General features: G+C 68.1%; 19 protein-coding genes. 3 read left to right on the forward strand and 16 right to left on the reverse strand.

Features of this window, described 5'->3' with window-relative positions; all coding sequences use genetic code 11:
• Nucleotides 1-56: 56 nt before the first annotated feature.
• The 9 genes from ABR737_RS33545 to ABR737_RS33585 form a co-directional block, all read right to left on the reverse strand.
• Nucleotides 57-497: a hypothetical protein gene (locus ABR737_RS33545; protein ID WP_497137432.1), complete on the reverse strand. Its 441-nt coding sequence runs from the start codon at nucleotides 495-497 to the stop codon at nucleotides 57-59.
• 90 nt (nucleotides 498-587) lie between these two features.
• Nucleotides 588-2300 carry a relaxase/mobilization nuclease domain-containing protein gene (locus tag ABR737_RS33550; protein WP_350257027.1) on the reverse strand — a complete coding sequence of 571 codons (1713 nt, stop codon included), beginning with the start codon at nucleotides 2298-2300 and terminating at the stop codon, nucleotides 588-590.
• A gap of 13 nt (nucleotides 2301-2313) precedes the next feature.
• Entirely contained in the window at nucleotides 2314-2811 is a 498-nt protein-coding gene (locus tag ABR737_RS33555; RefSeq protein WP_350254662.1) for a MobC domain-containing protein, read from the reverse strand.
• A 131-nt stretch (nucleotides 2812-2942) separates the two neighbouring features.
• Nucleotides 2943-3176, reverse strand: a complete 234-nt coding sequence (locus ABR737_RS33560; protein WP_350254664.1) for a hypothetical protein — start codon at nucleotides 3174-3176, stop codon at nucleotides 2943-2945.
• A 90-nt stretch (nucleotides 3177-3266) separates the two neighbouring features.
• A complete protein-coding gene (locus tag ABR737_RS33565; protein ID WP_350254666.1) occupies nucleotides 3267-3458 on the reverse strand; it encodes a hypothetical protein in 192 nt (63 codons plus the stop codon).
• Complete coding sequence (locus ABR737_RS33570) at nucleotides 3455-5083, reverse strand: hypothetical protein (protein ID WP_350254668.1); 1629 nt, start codon at nucleotides 5081-5083, stop codon at nucleotides 3455-3457. The genes ABR737_RS33565 and ABR737_RS33570 overlap by 4 nt, the downstream gene beginning before the upstream one ends.
• Complete coding sequence (locus ABR737_RS33575; protein ID WP_350254669.1) at nucleotides 5080-5721, reverse strand: WhiB family transcriptional regulator; 642 nt, start codon at nucleotides 5719-5721, stop codon at nucleotides 5080-5082. Before ABR737_RS33575 ends, ABR737_RS33570 begins: the two co-directional genes overlap by 4 nt.
• A gap of 154 nt (nucleotides 5722-5875) precedes the next feature.
• Entirely contained in the window at nucleotides 5876-6583 is a 708-nt protein-coding gene (locus tag ABR737_RS33580; RefSeq protein ID WP_350254671.1) for a zinc finger domain-containing protein, read from the reverse strand.
• 2 nt (nucleotides 6584-6585) lie between these two features.
• On the reverse strand, nucleotides 6586-7464 hold the full coding sequence (locus tag ABR737_RS33585; protein ID WP_350254672.1) for a helix-turn-helix domain-containing protein: 879 nt from the start codon (nucleotides 7462-7464) through the stop codon (nucleotides 6586-6588).
• Between the two features lie 657 nt (nucleotides 7465-8121).
• On the opposite strand from ABR737_RS33585, the gene ABR737_RS33590 reads away from it, so the two are divergent.
• Complete coding sequence (locus ABR737_RS33590; RefSeq protein WP_350254674.1) at nucleotides 8122-8979, forward strand: helix-turn-helix domain-containing protein; 858 nt, start codon at nucleotides 8122-8124, stop codon at nucleotides 8977-8979.
• Nucleotides 8980-9064: 85 nt separating this feature from the next.
• On the opposite strand, the gene istB is transcribed toward ABR737_RS33590, so the two are convergent.
• The 4 genes from istB to ABR737_RS33610 form a co-directional block, all read right to left on the reverse strand.
• Nucleotides 9065-9838 carry an IS21-like element helper ATPase IstB gene (istB, locus tag ABR737_RS33595; RefSeq protein WP_350254675.1) on the reverse strand — a complete coding sequence of 258 codons (774 nt, stop codon included), beginning with the start codon at nucleotides 9836-9838 and terminating at the stop codon, nucleotides 9065-9067.
• Nucleotides 9838-11427: an IS21 family transposase gene (gene istA, locus ABR737_RS33600; RefSeq protein WP_350257028.1), complete on the reverse strand. Its 1590-nt coding sequence runs from the start codon at nucleotides 11425-11427 to the stop codon at nucleotides 9838-9840. The genes istB and istA overlap by 1 nt, the downstream gene beginning before the upstream one ends.
• Before the next feature lie 377 nt (nucleotides 11428-11804).
• Nucleotides 11805-13061 (reverse strand): MAB_1171c family putative transporter, encoded by a 1257-nt coding sequence (locus ABR737_RS33605; RefSeq protein WP_350254677.1) that lies wholly within the window; start codon nucleotides 13059-13061, stop codon nucleotides 11805-11807.
• A gap of 9 nt (nucleotides 13062-13070) precedes the next feature.
• On the reverse strand, nucleotides 13071-13643 hold the full coding sequence (locus ABR737_RS33610; RefSeq protein ID WP_350254679.1) for a hypothetical protein: 573 nt from the start codon (nucleotides 13641-13643) through the stop codon (nucleotides 13071-13073).
• A gap of 394 nt (nucleotides 13644-14037) precedes the next feature.
• Here ABR737_RS33610 and ABR737_RS33615 point away from each other — a divergent pair, with 394 nt between their 5' ends.
• Nucleotides 14038-14688, forward strand: coding sequence for an HAD-IA family hydrolase (locus tag ABR737_RS33615; RefSeq protein WP_350254681.1), 651 nt, complete (start codon nucleotides 14038-14040; stop codon nucleotides 14686-14688).
• Between the two features lie 1321 nt (nucleotides 14689-16009).
• Here the strand turns inward: ABR737_RS33615 and ABR737_RS33620 are convergent.
• Nucleotides 16010-17215, reverse strand: a complete 1206-nt coding sequence (locus ABR737_RS33620) for a hypothetical protein (protein ID WP_350254682.1) — start codon at nucleotides 17213-17215, stop codon at nucleotides 16010-16012.
• 205 nt (nucleotides 17216-17420) lie between these two features.
• Between ABR737_RS33620 and ABR737_RS33625 the strand changes: the two genes are divergently transcribed.
• Nucleotides 17421-17924, forward strand: coding sequence for an NUDIX domain-containing protein (locus tag ABR737_RS33625; protein ID WP_350254683.1), 504 nt, complete (start codon nucleotides 17421-17423; stop codon nucleotides 17922-17924).
• A 17-nt stretch (nucleotides 17925-17941) separates the two neighbouring features.
• Here the strand turns inward: ABR737_RS33625 and ABR737_RS33630 are convergent, their stop codons facing one another.
• Both ABR737_RS33630 and ABR737_RS33635 read right to left on the reverse strand, forming a co-directional pair.
• A complete protein-coding gene (locus tag ABR737_RS33630) occupies nucleotides 17942-18484 on the reverse strand; it encodes an NUDIX hydrolase (RefSeq protein ID WP_350254685.1) in 543 nt (180 codons plus the stop codon).
• Nucleotides 18481-19323 carry a class I SAM-dependent methyltransferase gene (locus ABR737_RS33635; protein ID WP_350254686.1) on the reverse strand — a complete coding sequence of 281 codons (843 nt, stop codon included), beginning with the start codon at nucleotides 19321-19323 and terminating at the stop codon, nucleotides 18481-18483. The genes ABR737_RS33630 and ABR737_RS33635 overlap by 4 nt, the downstream gene beginning before the upstream one ends.
• Nucleotides 19324-19349 lie beyond the last annotated feature (26 nt).

Here is a 19349-nt window from a genome sequence, read left to right on the forward strand (position 1 = left end):
TAGGTGACGGTGGTCAGTACGGGCGCGTGGGCCCGGTGGGGTCGTAGGAGTGGGGGTCAGTGGCCGAGGTGCCGCAGGCAGTCCTCGAACGTCGCATGTGTCGCGTCCGCGGGGCCAGCATGACGGTTGTACCAGGCCGTGTCGAGTCGCGTCTCCTGCTGCTGGTGCCCCTGGCGACAGCGCAGCCAGATCTGGTCGCGGGTGGAGAGGATGAGCCAGTCCCGGTACGCGCCGCACTCGGCGCAGGCGACCATCTCGCCGTCGAGGACGATCGGTTGGGCCCAGGGCATCATCCGGCCGTCGAGCTGGTCGTGGCTCGGGATGCGCAGCTCCGGCGGGAGGAAGTCGTCCACGACCGACGCCGGCTCGCAGGGCTGTGGTTCGGCCGGCATTCGTTCGGCCTCTGGAGGCACCAGGCCCTCCAGCTGCGCCCATGCCTCGTCATGCAGGCGCCGCATCTCGTTTGTCTCCGCACGGCGGCGTATCCGGTGAAACACCGTGGTGTCCTCCCTCGTCGTGTCCTGCTCGCTTCATGATCGTGCCTCAAGTCCCTGACCTGCTTCAATTCACAAAGTCCACAGTCACGGTCATCCGCGCCGGGGCCCGGGCCGTCCCGGTGTCCGCTGTGCTGCAGGGTGTGGCGAGCGCTCCGCTGCGTGCACGTCGTTCGCCGTGTCACTGGTGTCGGCGGGCAGGTCCGCAGTCCGCCGCAGCCGCCACACGAGGACGTCCGCGACGGAGTCCGCGGTGCCAAGTTCCCGTCGCCCGGCGGCGTCGGCGAGGAGGCTTGCCGGGTCGTGGCCGGCGGCTTCGGCGTCGGCGAGGGTGGCTGCGAGCGCGTACCAGCCGGGCTCGGCCAGGATCTGTTCCGCCAGCTCCGGCAGCGCTTCGCGCAGCACCGACGTCTGCCGCTGGACCAGGGGGCCGCCCAGGCGCCTGCCGCGCTGGTAGAGCGTGCCAAGGGGGTGGGCAGCGGCAGCCTGGTAGGCGGCACGCAGGTGCTCGGCGGCCTGGCGGGCGGCCTCGGCCTGCTGAACGTGGCCCTTCTGGGCGTGCCAGTGCATGGCGGCGGTGATGAGGAAGACCAGCATGTCGATCGCCATCGCGGTCGTGGCGCCGTCTTCACCGCGGCCGAGGGCGGGGCCGCCGCGGACGAGGTCGCGGGCAGCCTGCCGCAGAGCCCGGTCGCGCCCGCGTTCGGCACGGATGTGAGAGCGGGAGGCTCGTTCGAACTCGAAGGCAGCGTCGCGCAGTTCACGGCGGGTGTGGGCAGCGGAGGTCTTCGCCAGCGCGTCCAGGACCTCGCCGGTCGCCGCGATGTGCGCTGCCGCGACCGCATCGTCGCCATCCTCGACGATCGTGATCGCTGCCCAGGCGGCCGACGCGGTCCGGCGACGCGCGGCAGAGGGGTTGTCCGGGGTCGCGCGGCCGGGAGTATCTGTCGAGGGAGCCGGGTCGGGGTGGTCGGCGGACCAGCGTTCCCGGATCCGAGGCAGGGACAGGTCGGGGGCGAGGCGCGCGCCGGGGTAGAACACGGGCTCGTCATCCTTGTTGCGGTCGTCAGGCAGGGCGACCTTGTAGCCGAGCAGGTCACCGGAGGGGGCTACGCGCTTGCGGATCAGAAGGCCGGCTGCGGCCAGCCGGTCGAAGAACTCGGCCTCGCCTGTGGCGCCGGCGACCGCGCGGCGCACGGTCTCGCGCAGCTCTTCCCGCGCGGTGCGTTCGCGGCCCTGCCGTTCGGCCTTGTGGCGCTCCGCGCTGGTGGGGCGCTTCGCTGCGGTGCCGTCGCCCTTGTTGAGGCGGCGTATTCCCAACTCGGCTTCCAGGGCACGAGCTTCGGTCTGGACGCGGTTGGCGTCGTTGTTGAGGTCGGGGCGGTAGCCGTCCTCGCGTACGAGGGTGGCGACGATGTGGATGTGGTCGTCGGCGTGCCGGACGGCCGCCCACCGGCACCCAGCCCCCTCCTCGGGGCCATCGATGCCCGCGGCAGCGACCATTCGGCGGGCTACGTCCCCCCACTCCTCGTCGGTCAGGATCCGGTCGTCGGGCCCGTTGCGGACGGACAGGTGCCACACGTGCCGCTTCGGTCGTTCCGCCTGGTCGACGTTCTCGACCGGCTGATCCAGGAGTTGTTGGAGCTGCTTGAGGGTGGCAGTGTCATCCCGTCCGGGGTCGGGTGCGCAGTGGTCCCAGGAGGCCACCAGGTGCGGGTCGGTGTGCTCCTCGAACTTGCCGGGCCCGTACAGGTAGCAGAGGAGACCGATGGTGCGCTTCCCGCGCTTGTGGATCCTGGGGACCATGGCGGTGTCGGCCTCAGTTCTGTTGGAGGAGTTGATCGGTCGCATCCTGGACGCGCTGCGCAGCACGGTGGGTCGCGACGAGGACGGCGTCGAGTTCGGCGGGCCAAACACCGGAGTTGAGCGCCTTCGCGGCCTGATTGAGGTTGTTGCCGACTTGCCCGAGATGCCGGCGCGCGGCGAACAGCTCAGCGACCAGCTCGCGATGGCCAGCGACGGCGGCAGCCGTGTTGTCGAGGTCGTGCGCGGCGGCGAGACCGCTGCGGGCGAGGAAGGCGGGCAGGCTGGTTCGCGTCGTGGTGGCGGCAGCGGTGAGCACCGACTTCTCGGTGTCATTGAGACGGACATAGATCACGTGCACGCGCTTGTCGCCGCCGGACTTCGGTGAGCGCTTGCGCACGGTCTTCGTGGCGTCGCGGCGCTTGCGTTGCGACGGCTGCTCCTCCGGCTGCGATCCGCCCTCGGTCGCTGCCGCCCGGACCTGCGCCCCCCGGTGCTGGTCCGGTCCCGCCACCCTGGGGGCGGGGTGCCCCGAGGCCGTCTTCCCCGACGGGGAAGACGGTCTTGGGGGATAACTTGCTCGCCCCGAGACTGAGTTGAGATCACGAGACGGTTCCGGGGTGGAGGGGGGCCGGTCCGGGTTCGTCACTGTTCACCGCCCTGTGCGCCGTCGATGATCTCCAGGATTTCGAGGACGAAGTCGAAAGCATCCTCCGTGTCGGTCAGGTGATGGATCTGGTGATCGGGTCCTATCTGGACGAACCACTGTCCTTCGGGGCCATCGACTGCCGAGTGGATCAGTCCGTACCGCAGGAAGGTGTGCAGGAACGCCCAGACCAAGCGGTCTTCGAACTGTTCGGGAGCAGTTGCGTGTGTCATGGCGATCTCCTTCGTGGAAAGGGGCGGTGGCCCGGTGTGGAGCCGGGCCACCCTTGGCGGGTCAGGGCTTTGAGCTGCTGCTTTGCGGTTTCAGCCGCACTCGGGGCAGCGCCCGACGTGGCCGCTGAGAGCCCGGGCCATCCGCGCCTTCGTCGATGCGGCGTGCTTCGCGCTGGACTTGGCCGCCGGCCGTCCGGCATGGCGTTTTGAGTGAGCGGTCAGGAATCCGATCTCCCGCTCGTACTCGGCGCGAAGGGCAGCGAATTGGGGGCAGGTCTTCATCGGATGGTGCTCCTTGTCGTCGTGCTCGTCTCGCTGCGCAGTTGCTGCAGGACGAGGCTCAGTCGGTCATTCCGGCCGCCTACGAGGCCCTCGCGCCGGAGGATTTCCCGCAGCTGGACCCGGGTTACGGTCTCGTTGCCGTCCCGGTTGAGCAGGGGCGGGACGTGGGGGCGAAGCTGCTGGACGAGTTGCTCCACCGTTTGCTCCGGCCCGCGCGGGGGACGCTGCGTCTGCGGACTGCGGGACCGGCTACCACGGGTTGTGGTCTTGGGGGTCGGCTTCCGCTTGTGTCCCTGGTCCCCGGTCCCGGTGTTGGTCTCCGGTCCTCGGTCCCCGGTGGGCGCGGTCCCCGGGTGGTCCCCGGTCCCGATTTGGTCCCCGGTCCCGGTGTTGGTCTCCGGTCCTCGGTCCCCGGTGGGCGCGGTCCCCGGGTGGTCCCCGGTCCCGATTTGGTCCCCGGTCCCGGTGTTGGTCTCCGGTCCTCGGTCCCCGGTGGGCGCGGTCCCCGGGTGGTCCCCGGTCCCGATTTGGTCCCCGGTCCCGGTGTTGGTCTCCGGTCCCCGGTCCCCGGTGGGCGCGGTCCCCGGGTGGTCCCCGGTCCCGATCTGGTCCCCGGTCCCCGTGTGGTCTCCGGTCCCCGGTCCCCGGTGGGCGCGGTCCCGGCGTGGTCCCCGGTCACTGATCGATACGGTGTCACTGGGCGGGCTGCCGGTGGGGACCGTGGTGGGCTGGTCCTTCGGTGAGGGGACCGTGACGGTGGGCCTTTGGTCGTGGAGCGGGGACCAGGGGGAGGGCAGCGGGACCGTGGCGAGCGTGAGTGCGTGCCGGCGGGCGGCGAGCTGGTCGAGCAGCTCAGCGCGCTGGCGGGGGTCGGTGCCGACTCCTGCCCGTCCGATTGCCTTCGACAGTCGCCGCGTGAGTCCTCGGCCTCGCCAGCCTTGCTGCTGCTTGGGGGTCCGTTCGGCGAGGCGGACCACGAGGGCGACGGCGCGTGCCGTGGCGCGGTCTGCGGTGATCTGCGCAGCGTCGCGATCTCGCGCGGCGATGCCAAGGCGGGACAGCAGCCTTTCGCGTGCCTCCCGCCCCAGGACGGCGAGCAGGCCGTTAGATGCGGCGCCTGGGCTGCGCAGGCGCAGTTCGATCCCCATTGCCTGATGCCAGAGCATCGCCGCCATGATCGGGCCGACGAAGGCGCGGACCGTACCGCCGATGGGGCCGCTCTCGGCATAGGCAGGGATCACCTGCACGCCGGTGATGACCCAGACCAGCGACCCGGGCAGCCCAGGTGCCCTCTGGACCGCCAGATTCTGCCGGGCCATCAGTGCGGTCGCGAACAGTCCGATTTCGGCTGCCGCGAACATGCCGATTCGCTCGCCGACGCCAGCCACGTCGAGGTAGTCGGCGGCGAACCGCCAGCTCGTGTCGGCAGAGTAAGCGGTGCAGCCGGCCGCAGCGAGAGCGGCGACCTTGACTGCCGGGCTGCCGAAACGATTCGGCGTACGCGCTTTCCGGCGGCGGGCCGCCCAGCCGGTCAGGGCCAGGGCGAGGGCGACGGCGGGAAGGCCGATGGCGAGGAGGAGGGAAGGGCCCGGGGCGACACCGAGGGTCAGGTGGGTCAGGGTCATGCGGCCTTTCCGAGAGGGGCGCCCGTCGAGGGCGAGGTCACTGGGCCGGACACGGGCTGCTTCGTGTCGGGTTTGGTGGGTGTGGGCCGCCTGGCCGTCCGGGTGCTCGGCGTCCGCTTCTTCTTGCGGCGGGGCACGCCGAGGGTTCGGTCGCGGTCGAAGACCTTGAGGGCTGCTTGCCGCAGTAGGTCACGGGCGTGCTTGTGGCCGATTTGCAGGGCGGCGGCGAGCCGGTCGGTGTGCCAGCCCCGGACGTAGGCGTGGTTGATGACGACCTGGCGCTCGGACTCGGTCAGGTGCACGTCGCGTCCGTTGAAGAACGCGATCACACGGCTGTAGTCGAGGCGTTGAGGCAGTCCGTCATGCCAGGGGCGCCGCTCGGCTTCGGTCAGCCCGCCCCAGACGCCCTCCTTGAGGTCGTTCTCCAAGGCGTAGTTGAGGCAGTCGCGGCGAACCGGGCACCAGCCGCACAGCTCCTTCGCCTCGGCGATGGCTTCGTGGTCCCGGGGGAGCGGGAAGAACACGGCGTCGGCGTCCTCGACGTCCATGCCGTGGCACGCTCCGCGGGTGTGCCAGCTGGTGTCGCTGATGCTGCGCAGGCCGGTGGCCGGCGCGTCGTGGGTGGTGATGTGGCGCAAGGGGGGGCTCCGATGTGCTGCCGCGTCGGCCGGTCGGGGGCCGGTGGCGGATGGACGCGGTGTCGGGGGCCGGCTGCGGCGCAGGGCGGGCGCCGCAGCCGGGGGATTGTGGTGTCGCGTCGGGGCACCGGATGGGGTGCACCGACGCGGTCGGTCACGCCAGGGCGGGCTGGCCCTGCTCGGTCTCTTGGGCCTGCCGGGCGGCGGCGAGGTCGAGGCGACCAGGGTGCGGGGTGACACGTGGTGCGGTTCCGCGTGCGCCGCCGTCGGGGGCGACCCGGCGGCGGCGGCATGGCTCGCCGATCTGGGCCCGGCACCATTCGCACATGACGCCGAGGGCATCGGGCCGGCCCTGGGCGACGGCTGCCTCGCGCGCCGCACGAGCGGGCCGGTAGGGCGCGAGTGCGACTCGGACCTCTGGCGGTATGCAGGAGCCGTTCTTCCGCAGCCGCGCCTTCAGTTCGGGGGCGAGCTGGCTGCTGGTGATTGCCCGGTACTGCGCGGGCTGAGCGCTGCCGGCCGCCACCGCGCGCCGGGTGCCGACCAGCTCGGCAGTCCAGGCCGCCTGGTCGTCAGGATCAGCCCCCGGCGTTGGGTCGGTGTGCCGGGCCAGCCGGTCGCGCCGGTAGCTCTCCCACGGGCGGGCGATGTCCGCAGGCAGGACCTGGTAGGGCGAGACCCTGATGTGCTGCCGGGCGGCGGCGCGGGCATCCCAGCCGTGCGGCGTGGTCATCGGCACGTCGCCGAGCAGCTCGTGCCACGTGGCGAGCTGGTCGCGGGCCTCGCCCTTGTCGGTGCGGATGGTGCGGGGGTCGAGTCGGCCGATGTAGGCCAACAGGGCGGCGAGTTCGCGGCGGTCCATGGCTACTCCGATCCGGTCGGCTCGTCGAGGGCGGCGAGCAGAGCTGCGGTGTGGGCTTCGGCGCGGGTCATCCCGCTCGGCTGGGCGGGGCCGCTGCCGGGCACGGCGTAGAGGTTCGGGCGGCCTGGGGCGTGCTCTCGGGCGATCCAGGAGCGCCAGTCGGCAGCCCAGGCTCCCGCCGACCGGGGCTTGAAGTCGGCGCGGTAGGCACGCCACTTCGCGTCGGCGGCGGCGAGGCCCTCTTGGCCGAGGCGATCGAAGTGTCCTTGCTGGCGGGCCCAGGTGTGGGTGTCTGGGTCGACCTGCCATTCGCTGGCCGGGGTGACGCCGGTACCACTGCTGTACCTACGGTTCACCTTCGGTTCACTACGGTTCTGGGGACCGGTTTCCGGTACACCGCTGTGCCGGTTTCCGGCACGTCGCTGTGCCGGATTCCGTCGCGAGGTACCGGATTCCGGACCGGCCGGATTCCGGACCGTGCCGGAGGATTCCGGTACCTCGCGGGGGCGGATTCCATACCGCCGCAGAGCCGATATCCGAAGCGCTATCCCCGCCTCGGGCTCGTCCGGCGACGCGTTGTCGTCGTCCTGATCCCTCGCGTCCTTCGCGGCCTTCGCGGCGACGGGAAGGCGGTAGACCGTGCTGCGCTGAGGGCCGGTGAGGTCGTCGAGCTGCTCCAGCTCACCGCTGGCGAGCAGCCGGTCGAGGGAGTCGCGCACGGCGGACCGCGAGGCGTTCGTGCGCTCTTCCAGGCTGGTCAGGGAGGCCCAGGCGATGCACTGTTCATCGACCACTCGATCGGCGATCGACAGCAGGACCAGGCGCGCGTTTCCCCGGCTTGAGGAGTTCTCCCACACCCACTCGCGGGCTTCGCTGCTCATCGGCCGCTCCCGCTAATGCGGGACCGGCGGCTCGGCGAGGCCGCGGGGGTGGGCTCCGGCGCGCGAAGTGGCGCCGAGGCGAGGGTGGCTGCCGCGCAGGCCAGGCATTTGGGCCTTTTGCGCAGGGCGGGAGGCATGCAACAATCCCCTTGCAGTGTTTCCACGCTGAAGCGCCCGGTGGAATGGGATCAGCGTGGTGATGGTGGGCATTTGCCGCCCTTGCCGGGGCGGGCTATGCCGTTAAGCGTTCGGCGTCCGGGAGTTACCGCTCTCGGGCGCCGCCGCTGTTTGCGGACCTGCAACGTCGTCGGTCCTGCCGTGCTCCTCGCGTTCGTGCTGTCGGGCGGTGTGCCCCGGGGTGACGAACATAGGCATGGGGCTGCGTCAAGATCCAGAGTTGGTTCTTAATCTCTGTACTAGTTGCAGAGCGTGAGGAGGGGTAGCGGAATGCACGCGCTCTTCTTCCGTTCGTGCTCGATGGGCTCGGTCCGACCGACGGGTGGTTCGGCCGGCGGGCCGAGGGGAAGGGTGTCAAGAAGAGGTCGAGGCAGCCCCTCACCTGCCGTGATGCACAGAACCTACGCTAGGTCGGTCCGTGCATCAACCTCGAAGGTAAGCTGCTCCTGTACTAGTCACCACAGGTCAGGAGCGTGCGCCGTGCCGGGTCGCCAATTCGATGGCCAGCGAGTGCTGGCCGCGCGGCGAGCCGCAGGACTCCAGCGACAGGAGTTGGCGCGCCGGCTCGGGGCGAGTAAGACGACAATTGGCGACTGGGAGCGGTGTGATGCCACCCCTTCCCCCGAGCGTTTTCTGGCGCTCGCCGACGCTTTGGGTCAGGACCCCGAGGTCCTTTTCCCCCGGCTCGGGCCACCGGATCTGCGGGATCTACGCTGCGATGCCGGGTACACCCAGCTAGAGGCGGCCCGGGCCCTCGGCATCAGCCGTCTTCCCCTCAGTAATGCCGAAGCGGGGACTCGCCGACTCAACACCGATTACATCGAGCCGGTGGCTGACCTTTATGGGGTGGAGTGCGACGTTCTGGAGGCGGCGCAAGAGCGATCTTTCACCACGTCCGCCGCTCCTAAAACGGAAGAACAGCGGCCTCAGTCCCTCGGGGAGAAGATCACTGCCTTCCTTCAGCGAAAGCCCCTCTCAGACGCGGAAATCGCGGAGGCTGTCAATGCCGCAGCAGGCTTCCCCGCTGTTGACGCGGCTGGTATCGAGGCGCTGCGCACCGATAGCCGCGATGCCACTGAAATTCAGGCCAGCCTGCCCCTCGACAGCCTCTTCGCGGGGTTGGGGGCGGCCTTCGGCGTCCAGCCGTGGCACTTCGCACCGGGGGAAGAACTTGAGCGGCAGATTCTCGACCGGCTGGGATTCCTGAGCCTCATGCGTAGCGAAGGCGTAAGCGTGGCTGCCCGCGGAGCCGGCGAAGGGGTCTCGGCCGCCATGCTGGCAACGCTGTCCGAGGTCCTTGTACGCCATGAAAATGCACCGCGCCGCGAAGAGAGCTAGCGTTCCCTTCGCGGCGGTGTGAACGATCACGTAATTCCCCGGGCCCGGCGTCACGTAATTCCCCAGGTCCTGACCTCGTCCATGTCTACTTGATCGAGGGCTTGGTTGTCTTCTCGGAGCCTCCTCTGGGCCGCTTGTTGGGCCGGTAGCTGGGGCCGTTCATGATGACCTGGTGGCTGGTGTTGATCAGCCGGTCCAGGAGCGACTCGGCGACCACGGGGTTGGGGAAGAGTGGATACCAGTCGCTCGGCGCCCTGTTGCTCGTCAGGATCAGCGACCGGCCCTGCCGCTCGGTGACCAGCTCGTAGAGGTCGTCGGCCTGGGCCGCGGTGAGCTGACGCATCGCGAAGTCGTCGAGGATGAGCACGTCGGGACGTACCAACTCACGGATCCGCTTGTCCCAGGTGCGGTCCGCGTGCCCGCCGGCCAGGTCGGCCAGGACACGGCTGGTCTTGGCAAAGCGGACGTTCGCGCCCTGACGGATGGCCAGATGCCCGAGTGCTTGGGCGACGTGTGTCTTCCCGACGCCGACCGGACCGAACAAAATTACGGACTCTCCGGTGTGCAGCCAGCGCAGGGCCGCGAGGTCACGGATCTGGGCCGCGGGCAGCTTCGGAGAAGCTGCGAAGTCGAACTCCTCCAGGGTGACCTGCTGCTCGAACTTCGCCCGGTGCATGCGTCGTTGGAAGGCAACGGTCTCGCGGCGGGTGATCTCATCCTGGCAGAGCGTCTGGAGGAATTCCAGGTGCCCGAGCTCGCCGCCGTGGGCCTGTGCGAGGCGGGCGTCCAGGGTTTCCAGCATGCCGGAGAGCTTCAGCGCGCGAAGCGCGTCGCGCAGGGCGGTGTCCATGATGGTCATCACGCCACTCCTTCGTCGTGACGGTGGTCATCACGGTCGTCGTTCGTCATGTCGGGGGTCGCGGCGGTCGCGAAGAGCCGCCTGGGTCCGTGCAGGAACGCGGAGGCGCCGCCGTCGCCGGAGGTTTCGGGGGCGGGTTCGGTCTCGGTGCCGGCGACGAGGATGCCCTTGACGGTGCGATAAGACGGGTCCCCGACCGTGGTCGCCTTCGCGCAGGCGGCCTCCAGCCTGCTGTCGCCGTACTTCTTGCGCAGACCGAGCACGCCCTGGGCGGCGCGGAGCCGATAGAGCGCGTTCACCTCCAGCAGCCCGTCGATGACCTCTCGGCAGGCGGTCCCGACCTGCGCGGACTGGGTGCGGCACCACTGCGGGGTCCGCATATGGAAAGCGATCTTCTCCGGCGGATAGTCGCTGTTGTGAGTGCGTTTCCCCTGCTCAAGTGCCGCATGGGTCTTCACGAGATCGCCGTCGTGGAAGACCTGGACGAAGGCTTGGGTGGAGCGGACGTCGACCCGCTTGCCGATCAGTTTCCACGGCACCGAGTAAAGGGTGCGGCCCACCTTGATGTGGATGTCCGGGCCGACGGTCGCCGTGGACCAGCGGGCCAGCACGAACGGCGTCTTCGGCAACGGCAGCAGCGTGGCGGCCTCGACGGCCTCGTACACCGACAACGGAGACGCCCCGCCGAGTGGCCGGCACTGCCGCAGCCCCGCGACCTCGCGCGACCAGCGGATGGCGTCACTCTGCATGTGCTCGAGGGAGACGAACTCCCGACCCCGCCACCACGAATCACGTATATAGGGCATAGGGCGCTCGACGCGTGGCTTGTCTTTTGGCCTCAGAGCGCGAGCTGGATCCACCAACGTGCCGTAATGCGAGGCGAGTTCAGCATACGCCTTGTTGATTTTCGGGTCGTAGAGGTCGGGCTTGTCGACCCCGGTTTTCAGGTTGTCGGGCACCAGGCGCTGGGCGATGCCGCCGAAGAACTTGAAGGCTTCGACGTGCGACTCGGTCCAGGAATGCTGGTCCAGATGGATCACCGGGCGGACGAACATGTGCCGCGAGCAGGCCAGGATCATCACGAACGCCCAGATCCGATGCCGCTTCCCCGAGCGCGGATTGATCCACTGACCGAGGAAGCCGTAGTCGATCTGGGCCTCCAGGCCCGGCTCGACCTCGTCGCGCAGGACGGTGACCTGCGACCGCCTCGTGTCCTCCGGCAGCGTCGCCGATATCCACCGCCGCAGCGAGGACACCGACACGCTCAAGTCGTGCTCGTCACGCAGACGTTGGTGGATCGTGGAGACGGTCACCGTCCCCAGCAGGCCCTTGATGTAATCGCGGTGCTTATCGATCTCGGGCCAGGTCACCTGCCGCAGCCGCTTGTCGGCGAGCTCGGGGAACCAGCCCTTGATCAGCTCGGCCCAGTCCCGCCCGGTCATCGCCGCCCCGCCCGGGGCCATCCCGGCGGCCTCCGCCGGCGCCAGATACTTCCTGATCGTCTTGCGGTCCAGCCCGAGCGACGCGGCCAGCTCGCTCTTCGAGCGGCCCGCGTACCAGTGGACGTAGATCTCAGTCACATCGACCACGTTGAACGTTCTCCTTGCCATCGTGCGCTTCCTTCGACCTCGAACCACTGATCGAGGAAGCGTGCGCCTTCGCGATGGCCAGGACCTACTACCCGCCGCCACCGTCGTCCCCATGGGGAATTACGTGACCGCGGGGGTGGGGAATTACGTGACGCAGAACCCGCCTACCTGGGGAATTTCGTGATCGCTCACAGGCGGTTCGACTCCGGGCCGAATACGTCCCAATGCATCGTCGGCACTCAAACCACGCGGTGCTGCAGGCCGGGCCCCGCGAAGCGAAGAGATCGGGCGCCTGCGCAGGTTTCAGCTGACCCTGATAGCCCCTGTCTGGCCGCGTCTCGGCCAGAAACGGTGCAGCTCCTGTCCTGCGGTGTTGGTCAGGCCGAGTGCGCCTCGCACCTGTCCTGCTGACGCCAGCAAGGCAGGCCGGCTTCGGCAATCAGCTCCTCCGTCTCCTGTGGTCGGATCCCGGCGTAGACGGCCTGCACTCTACGCAGCCACGCAGCTTCACCGGTGGCGGTGCCGAACGGCTTTTCCGGCAGGGGCTCGGCCGGGACGGTCGAGCGGCAGCCACGAGTGGCCGAGACGAGCGCGGCCTTAATCCAGTGGGCCTCCGCGGCCGGCTCGGCGTCGCGATGAGTGAGTGCGGCCTCTTCGGCGGCCGGCCACAGCTCAGGGGTCACGTGATGGCGCAACAGGTCGACGGCGTCGCCGATTTCCTGAATCCACCCGTCCTGTCGCACATCCATTGGGGGAGTCCAGCGGGTCATCTCTCGAAGCCGGGTACCAGCAGGCTGAAAGGTCACCTCGGGGAAAACTCTGGTCAGGTCACGCCGGAGCGAATGCATACGCCACAGAGAGCGCCATGTGCGCCAACGATCGGCCGCTACATGGGTGGTGGGCAGACTGGCTCCGAGAGCGAACAGAGTTGCCGCGAACACGTTGAATACGTTGCCCAGGTTTTCAACGAAGTGATCGACGTTCGCAGGGGTGGGGGTGAGCATTGCGCCCCACATGTACGTCAGGCGCAGCACCGCGTAGAGGGTGTAGAGCCAGGTGGAGGCAGCACCCAGCGCCAGTCCGATGCGCAGCACGAGGGAATCGGCCCGGCGGCTGACGTGCGTCCACTGATAGGCGACGGTCCAAGCGGATGCCCCGAGGTAGAGGTAGTAGCACGCCATGAAGGCTGCCGCTCCCCATTCGCCGGCGTGGTCGGCGGCGAAGTCGCGACTGGGTTGCCTCCGGTCGATGGCGAAGAAGAACAGCAAGATCATTACGGGCACGACGGCGGGAATCGACAGCCGGGCGATGCGGGCCACTTTCCGCGAGATGGCGATGTGTCGCGGGGCGTCTTTTCCGGCAAGCACGAGCAGATAGCTGGTAACGGCGTAATTGAGCAGAGAGAGGCAAGCCGCGATCGAGACCAGATATTTCACCAGAGCGTCGAAGTCGACTATGCCAACCTGTCCCAGTGCATCTTTGATCGGGGGGAAGCGGGTCCATAGCGTGACGGCGAAGCCGGCGCTGCAGCCCCACAAGGTCCGTCGGAGGGGGTCGCCATAGCGGGCACCCGGCAGACGCCATAGCGCTACGGCGGTCATCGCTACGGAAACAGCGAGAATCAGAGAATCCAAGGCAGTCTCTTAAGGCAGGCGCCTACGAGGCGGTGCTACGGGGTGCGTGAAACTGGCTTCCATCAAACTGATGAGATCATTGCCAGGTGCTGCTTGCTGGCGCGCCAGGCGCTTTATGAGTGAAGCAGAAAACTCTGCCTGACGCTCTTCATGACTGTCGTAATGTGCACGGGCCTGGTGGGTCACCGGACCGTCCCCACGCACGTCAGCGAGGAACGTTTGGAATAGAGGAGGCAAGAGCCGATTCTCCTCCTCCGGGGTGAGGGATTTACCGTGACCCAACCACAAGTGAGCTATTTCGTGGATGATCGTGTGCTCAGTCTGGTTCGGGGTGGGGCGTGGCCTGTAGAGAATGAACGTCGAATTCAAACGCTCCACGGTGACGCGCAGACCGCAAGCTGTCCTCATGTCCCCATGCGCATCCGACACGGGCACGAGGTGAATCTGGCATTCGCGCGCCGCTTCAATTTCGGCGACGAGTCCCGTGAGGCTGAACGGGGATGGGATGGGTAGGTCGGCCAGCTGGCGTTCACAACGCTTGCGCAGCAGGCGCATCTCGCCAGCCAGGCGCAACGGCCCCATCACTGCTCCCTCCAACAGATGTAAACGTCAGACTCCGCTAGATCCATGGCCAAACTCACATGTGGCCTTGAATTAAAAGCGGAAGGCGCGGTTCCGCCTCAGGATGTGTGGAAGAGCATAGATCACGAGAGTGAACTCACTCATCGTGAACTTTCGTCGTGTCGGGTGCCTTCTGCGTCTCGACCGCCGCTCGCGCGGGGGGAGTTGGTGGGTCTGTGGCGCGTTCGAGATTCTGCGAGTGGCTGGAAATGTGCTCTACGCCTCACTCGATTCACGTGCCATCCAGTCGCCTATATTGGGTGCTTGATTCCACGATGTCCGAACTTGAGTGTGCGCAAATGGGCCAAATCCCCTTGTCAGTGGTGAGGTGAGTGTCGCGATATCGTCAACCACCATGAAGTTTTCGGCCGATGCCATCTTGTTCGACAGCGACGAAACGCTCGTTTCGTCTATGAAGTCGGTCTTCCGCTGCTGGTCGCAGTGGGCGGACGCTCATGGCCTCACGATCGCGGAGATCATGGAGGTCCAGCCGCACGGCAGGCCGGCCGCAGCCATCGTGGCCGACCTTCTGCCGGCCGAAGAGGTCGCTTCGGCAGTGGCTCTCCTGGAGCAGGCAGAGGTCGACGATGCCATCGCCGGAGGAGTTGTCCCGGTCCCTGGTTCGCGGGAGCTGTTGGCCTCCTTGCCGGCAGACCGCTGGGCTGTGGTTACTTCCGGCACGCGTAGGGTCGCCGACGCGCGCCTGACAGCCGCAGGGGTGTGCGCGGCTCATGTCGTCACGGTGGATGACATCACCCATCACAAGCCCGACCCAGAGCCATTCCTTCTAGCGGCGCAGCGCCTTGGTGTCGACCCCAAGCGTTGTGTGGCCTTCGAAGACGCTCCGGCGGGACTAGCGTCTGCACGTGCGGCGGGGATGACAACGGTGGCTGTCACAACGACCCATGACGCGAGTGATCTTGACGCCGATGTGGTGATAGCGGACCTGGCGGCAGTCACCACGTGCGCCACTGAAGCTGGCGTGGAGTTGACCATCGCTATCTGAGGCTTCGATCGCGCCTCGCCTTTCGGCGGGCTCCGCTCCTTTGCTCGAACACGCTTCTTCAGAAGGGGAGCTGGGTACGGTTCGGCGAGGCGGTACGGGGAACGAACGAGGCCGGGCGCGACTACGCCTTCGGCGCCTCAAAGCCACGCCTCGGCCGAGCCGAGCTCATTGAGAAGGAGGCGGCGCGGGGAGGCCATTGTTCTGCGCGGCGCTGCTCACGAGCGCGGCTTGGAGCTGCCGGGCGCTCCATTGCGAATGGCTGGGCGCGAGTGTCCACTGGTACCCACAGGGGCACAGGACGCTGGCCGGAGCCCCCCACTGCCCCTGGAGCGTCAACTCGCCGTCAACCTGGCAGAGGGGACATGCGAGTGGCTCTGTGATCCATTCAGTAACGTAGTCGCCGTCGAGCGTCGCGTGTAGAACGCTGTCGGCCGTGGGGATGTGAACGCCCCGAGGGACGTTGATTGTGCCAATCTGAACGCGGTAGACCGCGGAGGGATCGAGACCCCGTGGTCTCTCGGGCTCAGGCGGCAGGCGATCAGCGACCTCGATGGAGTCGATCCTCCTGGCGATCTCAGCGTGCTCCTCAGCTCCCATACCTGCCAATGTAGCGGCATGGCCCTCGCGGAGCAGCCGATCGGGACCGGTTGGCCGCGGCGGGTGTTTACCTGCGGGAAGTCATCTACGGCCGCTGGTCGTTCGAGCAGGTAGCACAGCCCTTTCGTCACGTCACCACCTGAAGTCCCGCGGGTTCCGCGGAGTAGCAGACTCGAAGGTCAGGCCGAAGGCCAGGTCGGTGCGGGTTCACTTCATCGAGCGCAAATAGTGACGTTCCGTCGGGAATCCTGATGGTCTGCTGGGAATGTCGATGCACGTTCGGGTCTCCTGATCTGGAGGTGTCGATGACTCTGGCGGTGGTGCGGTCGCTCGGTGCTCCGCGGCAGTTGGAGACGCCTCAGGAGTTCGAGGGCTTCGAGCAGGAGATCGTCGACCAGTACCTGCTCGCGGGCCTTGGATCGGGCGTCGCCGACAGCACCTTGAACTCGGACCGGTCCCCGGTCTTCGAGTTCATCCACTTCCGGGGGCGGCCGGTCCTCGGGAGGGCCCGTAACGGCCCGCGCGGGAGCAGATCGTGGACTCACGTTCTAGATTCTGGCGGAGGTCAAGTGCGACCTAGCCTGTGGCATTTGGGGTTCGCTCGAACAGGTTGACCCGCTCCTTCGGGGGATTGTCGTGGTTGGACGTGACTGCCGGTCAGGTCGCCGTTGGCCGGGCGCTTCATGGGCAGGTGTGCTGCCGCGCCCCCGGGGGAGGTGGCGCGTTAGTGGTCAGAGGCCAGCTCGGGCCGGGCGGCGACGGCATCGCGCAGGAAGCTCCGCTTGGAGTAGAACGTGCGTTGCTTGGTCAGTCCGCGCGCGGACAGGTAGCTGAGAAGCCAGTGGTCGATGCGCTCCATCTCCCACAGCACTTCGTTCTCGTCGTGGTTCAGGAGGCTGCGTGAGCGCCGGTATTCCAGCTCGCACTGCGAGAGCACCACCTCGGGTGCTGCCAGGAGGGAGCAGTGGTCGAAGAAGATGCCGTAGACGTGGCCGCTTCGCATCGATTCGCACTGCACGTCGTAGCGGACGCGCCGGAAGGGCGGCATGGCCGTGACCTGGAGGCCCAGTTCCGAGCACAGGTACGCCTCGAAGCCGTCCGGCGAGAGCTCGATGCCGGAGTAGAGCTGCTCGCGGCGGGCGAAGGCGTCTTGTTCGAACCACTTACGTTTTAGCACGTGCCCGGCGGTGACTGTGGGGATGAAGGAGGCGTAGCCGCGCTCGGATTCGGGGCCGGTGACGTCGAAGAGATAGTTCTCGGTGAAATGGATCTGGAACTCCTCCCGGTACTCCGGTCGGCAGCCGTCCAGTTCACCGATCCGCAGTGCCTTCAGCAGTTCCAGGGACACCGCCCAGACGTCGGGCGCCGGGTCGAGGTTGTACTTGTACTCCAGCTCCGTCCCGGCGAAGTGGGTGCGGAAGTAGCGCAGATGGTTGTTGAGCTGCATGGACGACGCCGTGTGCGCTGCCAGTGCCGGCGTCAGCCAGCGCAGGGCCTGCACCGGGCCTTCACCGACCGGCTCGGGGGTGGTGCGGACGAAGCAGGCGTCCTGGGGGTAGAAGCGGATCTGCGCGTACACGTGGTAGCCGCCGGGGTGTTCGGCCAGGTAGCACAGGGGCACGAGCCCGGGGGCCGCGGACGGGCCGACCAGCGCGCGCAGAGCGGGGCCGGCGATGGCGTCGGGGAACAGGCCGCTGCCCTCGATCCGGTCTGCTCCGAGTCGGCCCCCCTCTGCGGTCAGGCCGATGACGTCGCACTCTCCGAGCGTGTCCCACCTGATGACGACGGTGGTGCTCGGTACGCAGACCTCCTGGGCAGCCACCCGGACCAGGACGATCGGGTCGTCCGCCCGGCGGGGTGCGGTCCCGTTGAGCAGGTGGATTCCGCCCAGGACGATCCAGGTGCATCGGGTCGTCTCGTCACTGCTCACGGCTGGACTTCCTCTCCGAAGCAGACACCGTGGCGGCATACTCGTTGCTGGCTGCTTCGCCGTCGTGGTGCTGTCTGTGCGTCTCGTTGTTGAGCAGGGCGTCCGCGTCCGTGGGGCGCATTAGGGCGGCCGGTGGGCCGAATGACAGGCAGCTGCGAGGCGTCCGCATAGGGTGTGACGAGTGAGTCACGGTGAACTTGAACAGATGATTTTGGACGCGGCGGTCGCCGATGCCCGCCTCGCTGCGCTGGTGTTCGACGGTGCCCAGGCGTGGCTGGAACAGGCACGCCAGGCGCCTATGGAGCCGCTGGCGGCCGACGTCTGGGCCACCGATCCGTCCTTCAGTCACGTCCTGCTCGTGAAGCACCGGGTGCGCGGCTGGGTGCCGCCCGGCGGCAAGGTCGAGCCAGGTGAGACGCCACGGGCCGCCGCGGCACGTGAACTGGAAGAGGAGACTGGCCTGCGGGCAGAGCTGCTGTCCGTGCCGGCGGCCGTTGCCGTCCGTTCGTATCGTTCCGACTGGTCCCCGACGCTGGGCCTGTCGTACGCCGCCGTCATCGACCATGAGGTTCCGCTGGGTGAAAAGGGCCAGCCGGCGGCATGGATCAGCCTCGATGAGGAGTGGGAGAGCGTTTTCCCCGAGGACCGCGACCGCATCCTCGCGCACGTGCGTCGGCTGAAGTCGGGGAGTTCGGTCGCGGCTCACTGACTCTCGCCCCCGGCCGGTCAAATGACGGTGTCGATCCGGGCGAGGCTGTCGCCGGTCATGGTCACGAGCTGCAGCTCGTGCAGGAAGCGGACCCACACAGGCTCGAGTCCGGGCTCCTTGGTGAACTCCGTATTGCTGAGGCGCCCATCGGCGTAAGCGGCGGTACGCAGCGCGTACTGCTGGAGCTGGTCGGGGTGTATCCATCGGGGGGCGCGCACCTCTCGGGCGGACGGGCGGAGTGGACCTGATGCCTCGGCCTGGTAGATCCACCAGCGGTGGCCAACGGCGCTGGTCGATGTGCGACGGCATCGGTTGGGCCGCCACTCGGTCAGCAGTAGGTGGAGCTGGCTGACGGCGAGCCCGACTTCTTCGGCGACCTCAGCGCGGGCGGCACCTTCGGGGCCGCCGTGCTGATCGATGTGACCGGCGACCGGTGCGATCCCGGCCGGGGGCGTCGCCCGCTCGAACACGAGGAGGCCGTCGGGGGAGGAGATGAGCACCCCGACGCTGGCGTGGTCACAGATCTTCTCCCCCGAGGTGGAGGTGCCCGGGGCAGTCACTGCGCCTCTTCGGGACGTTGGGCGACCACGACGAGCCAGCTCGTTACGGTCGGGGCGTCGGGGGCGGTGAGGGCGTATGCCTTCTCCAGGATCGCCATGCGCTGTTCGTGGGTGAAGTCGCCGTCGGGGCGGGCGAACACGGGGATGGACAGCCATGCCTTCTTCTCGGCCATGGTGCTGTGCTGGGCGGTGATCTCGGTGTCCAGGACGGTCATTCCGGCGGCGGCCAGTTCCCCGGCTACGGTGCTCAGGGGCAGCTTGGGCGGTGCGTAGGTGGCCGGGGGCGGGGTGTAGCCATGATCGCGGGCGGCGATCTGCTGGATGAGGCGATTCAGCGAGAGCCCGGTGCGCATGGTGTTCTCGTCGTCGTGGCGGATGCCGGCGAAGCCGCCGCCGATGTTGAAGACGAACCGCCCCCCGGGGCGTAGGACGCGGTGGACTGCGGCGAACACGGCGGGGACGTCGGTCTTCCAGATCGCGGAGTTGCACACCACGGCGTCGACGGATCCGGTCGGGACGTGGGTGGTTAGGTCCTCGGCCGGGGCGGTGACCCAGGTCAGGCGCGGGTCGGGCAGCATGCGGCAGCCGACGCGCTGCATGGCGGCGGCGTAGTCCAGGGAGATGACCCGGGCTTGGGCTGGTGCGAGCGCGAGGATCGCCTCGGCGGTCGCGCCGGCTCCGCCGCACAGGTCGACCACCAGGTTGCTGCCGGTGATCTGGGCGCGGTGGGCGAGGTCGCGGCTGGTAGCGCTGTACATGGGGTAGTCGCGGGTGAAGACGGCGTACGCCTCGGCGGTGGTGTTCTCGTCCCATCCGAGGACAGCGTCATGGGGTGCCATCGTGAAGTCCTTCGCTTCGGGGAAGG

The organism is Streptomyces sp. Edi2 (genome assembly GCF_040253635.1).
Taxonomy (GTDB): Bacteria; Actinomycetota; Actinomycetes; order Streptomycetales; family Streptomycetaceae; genus Streptomyces.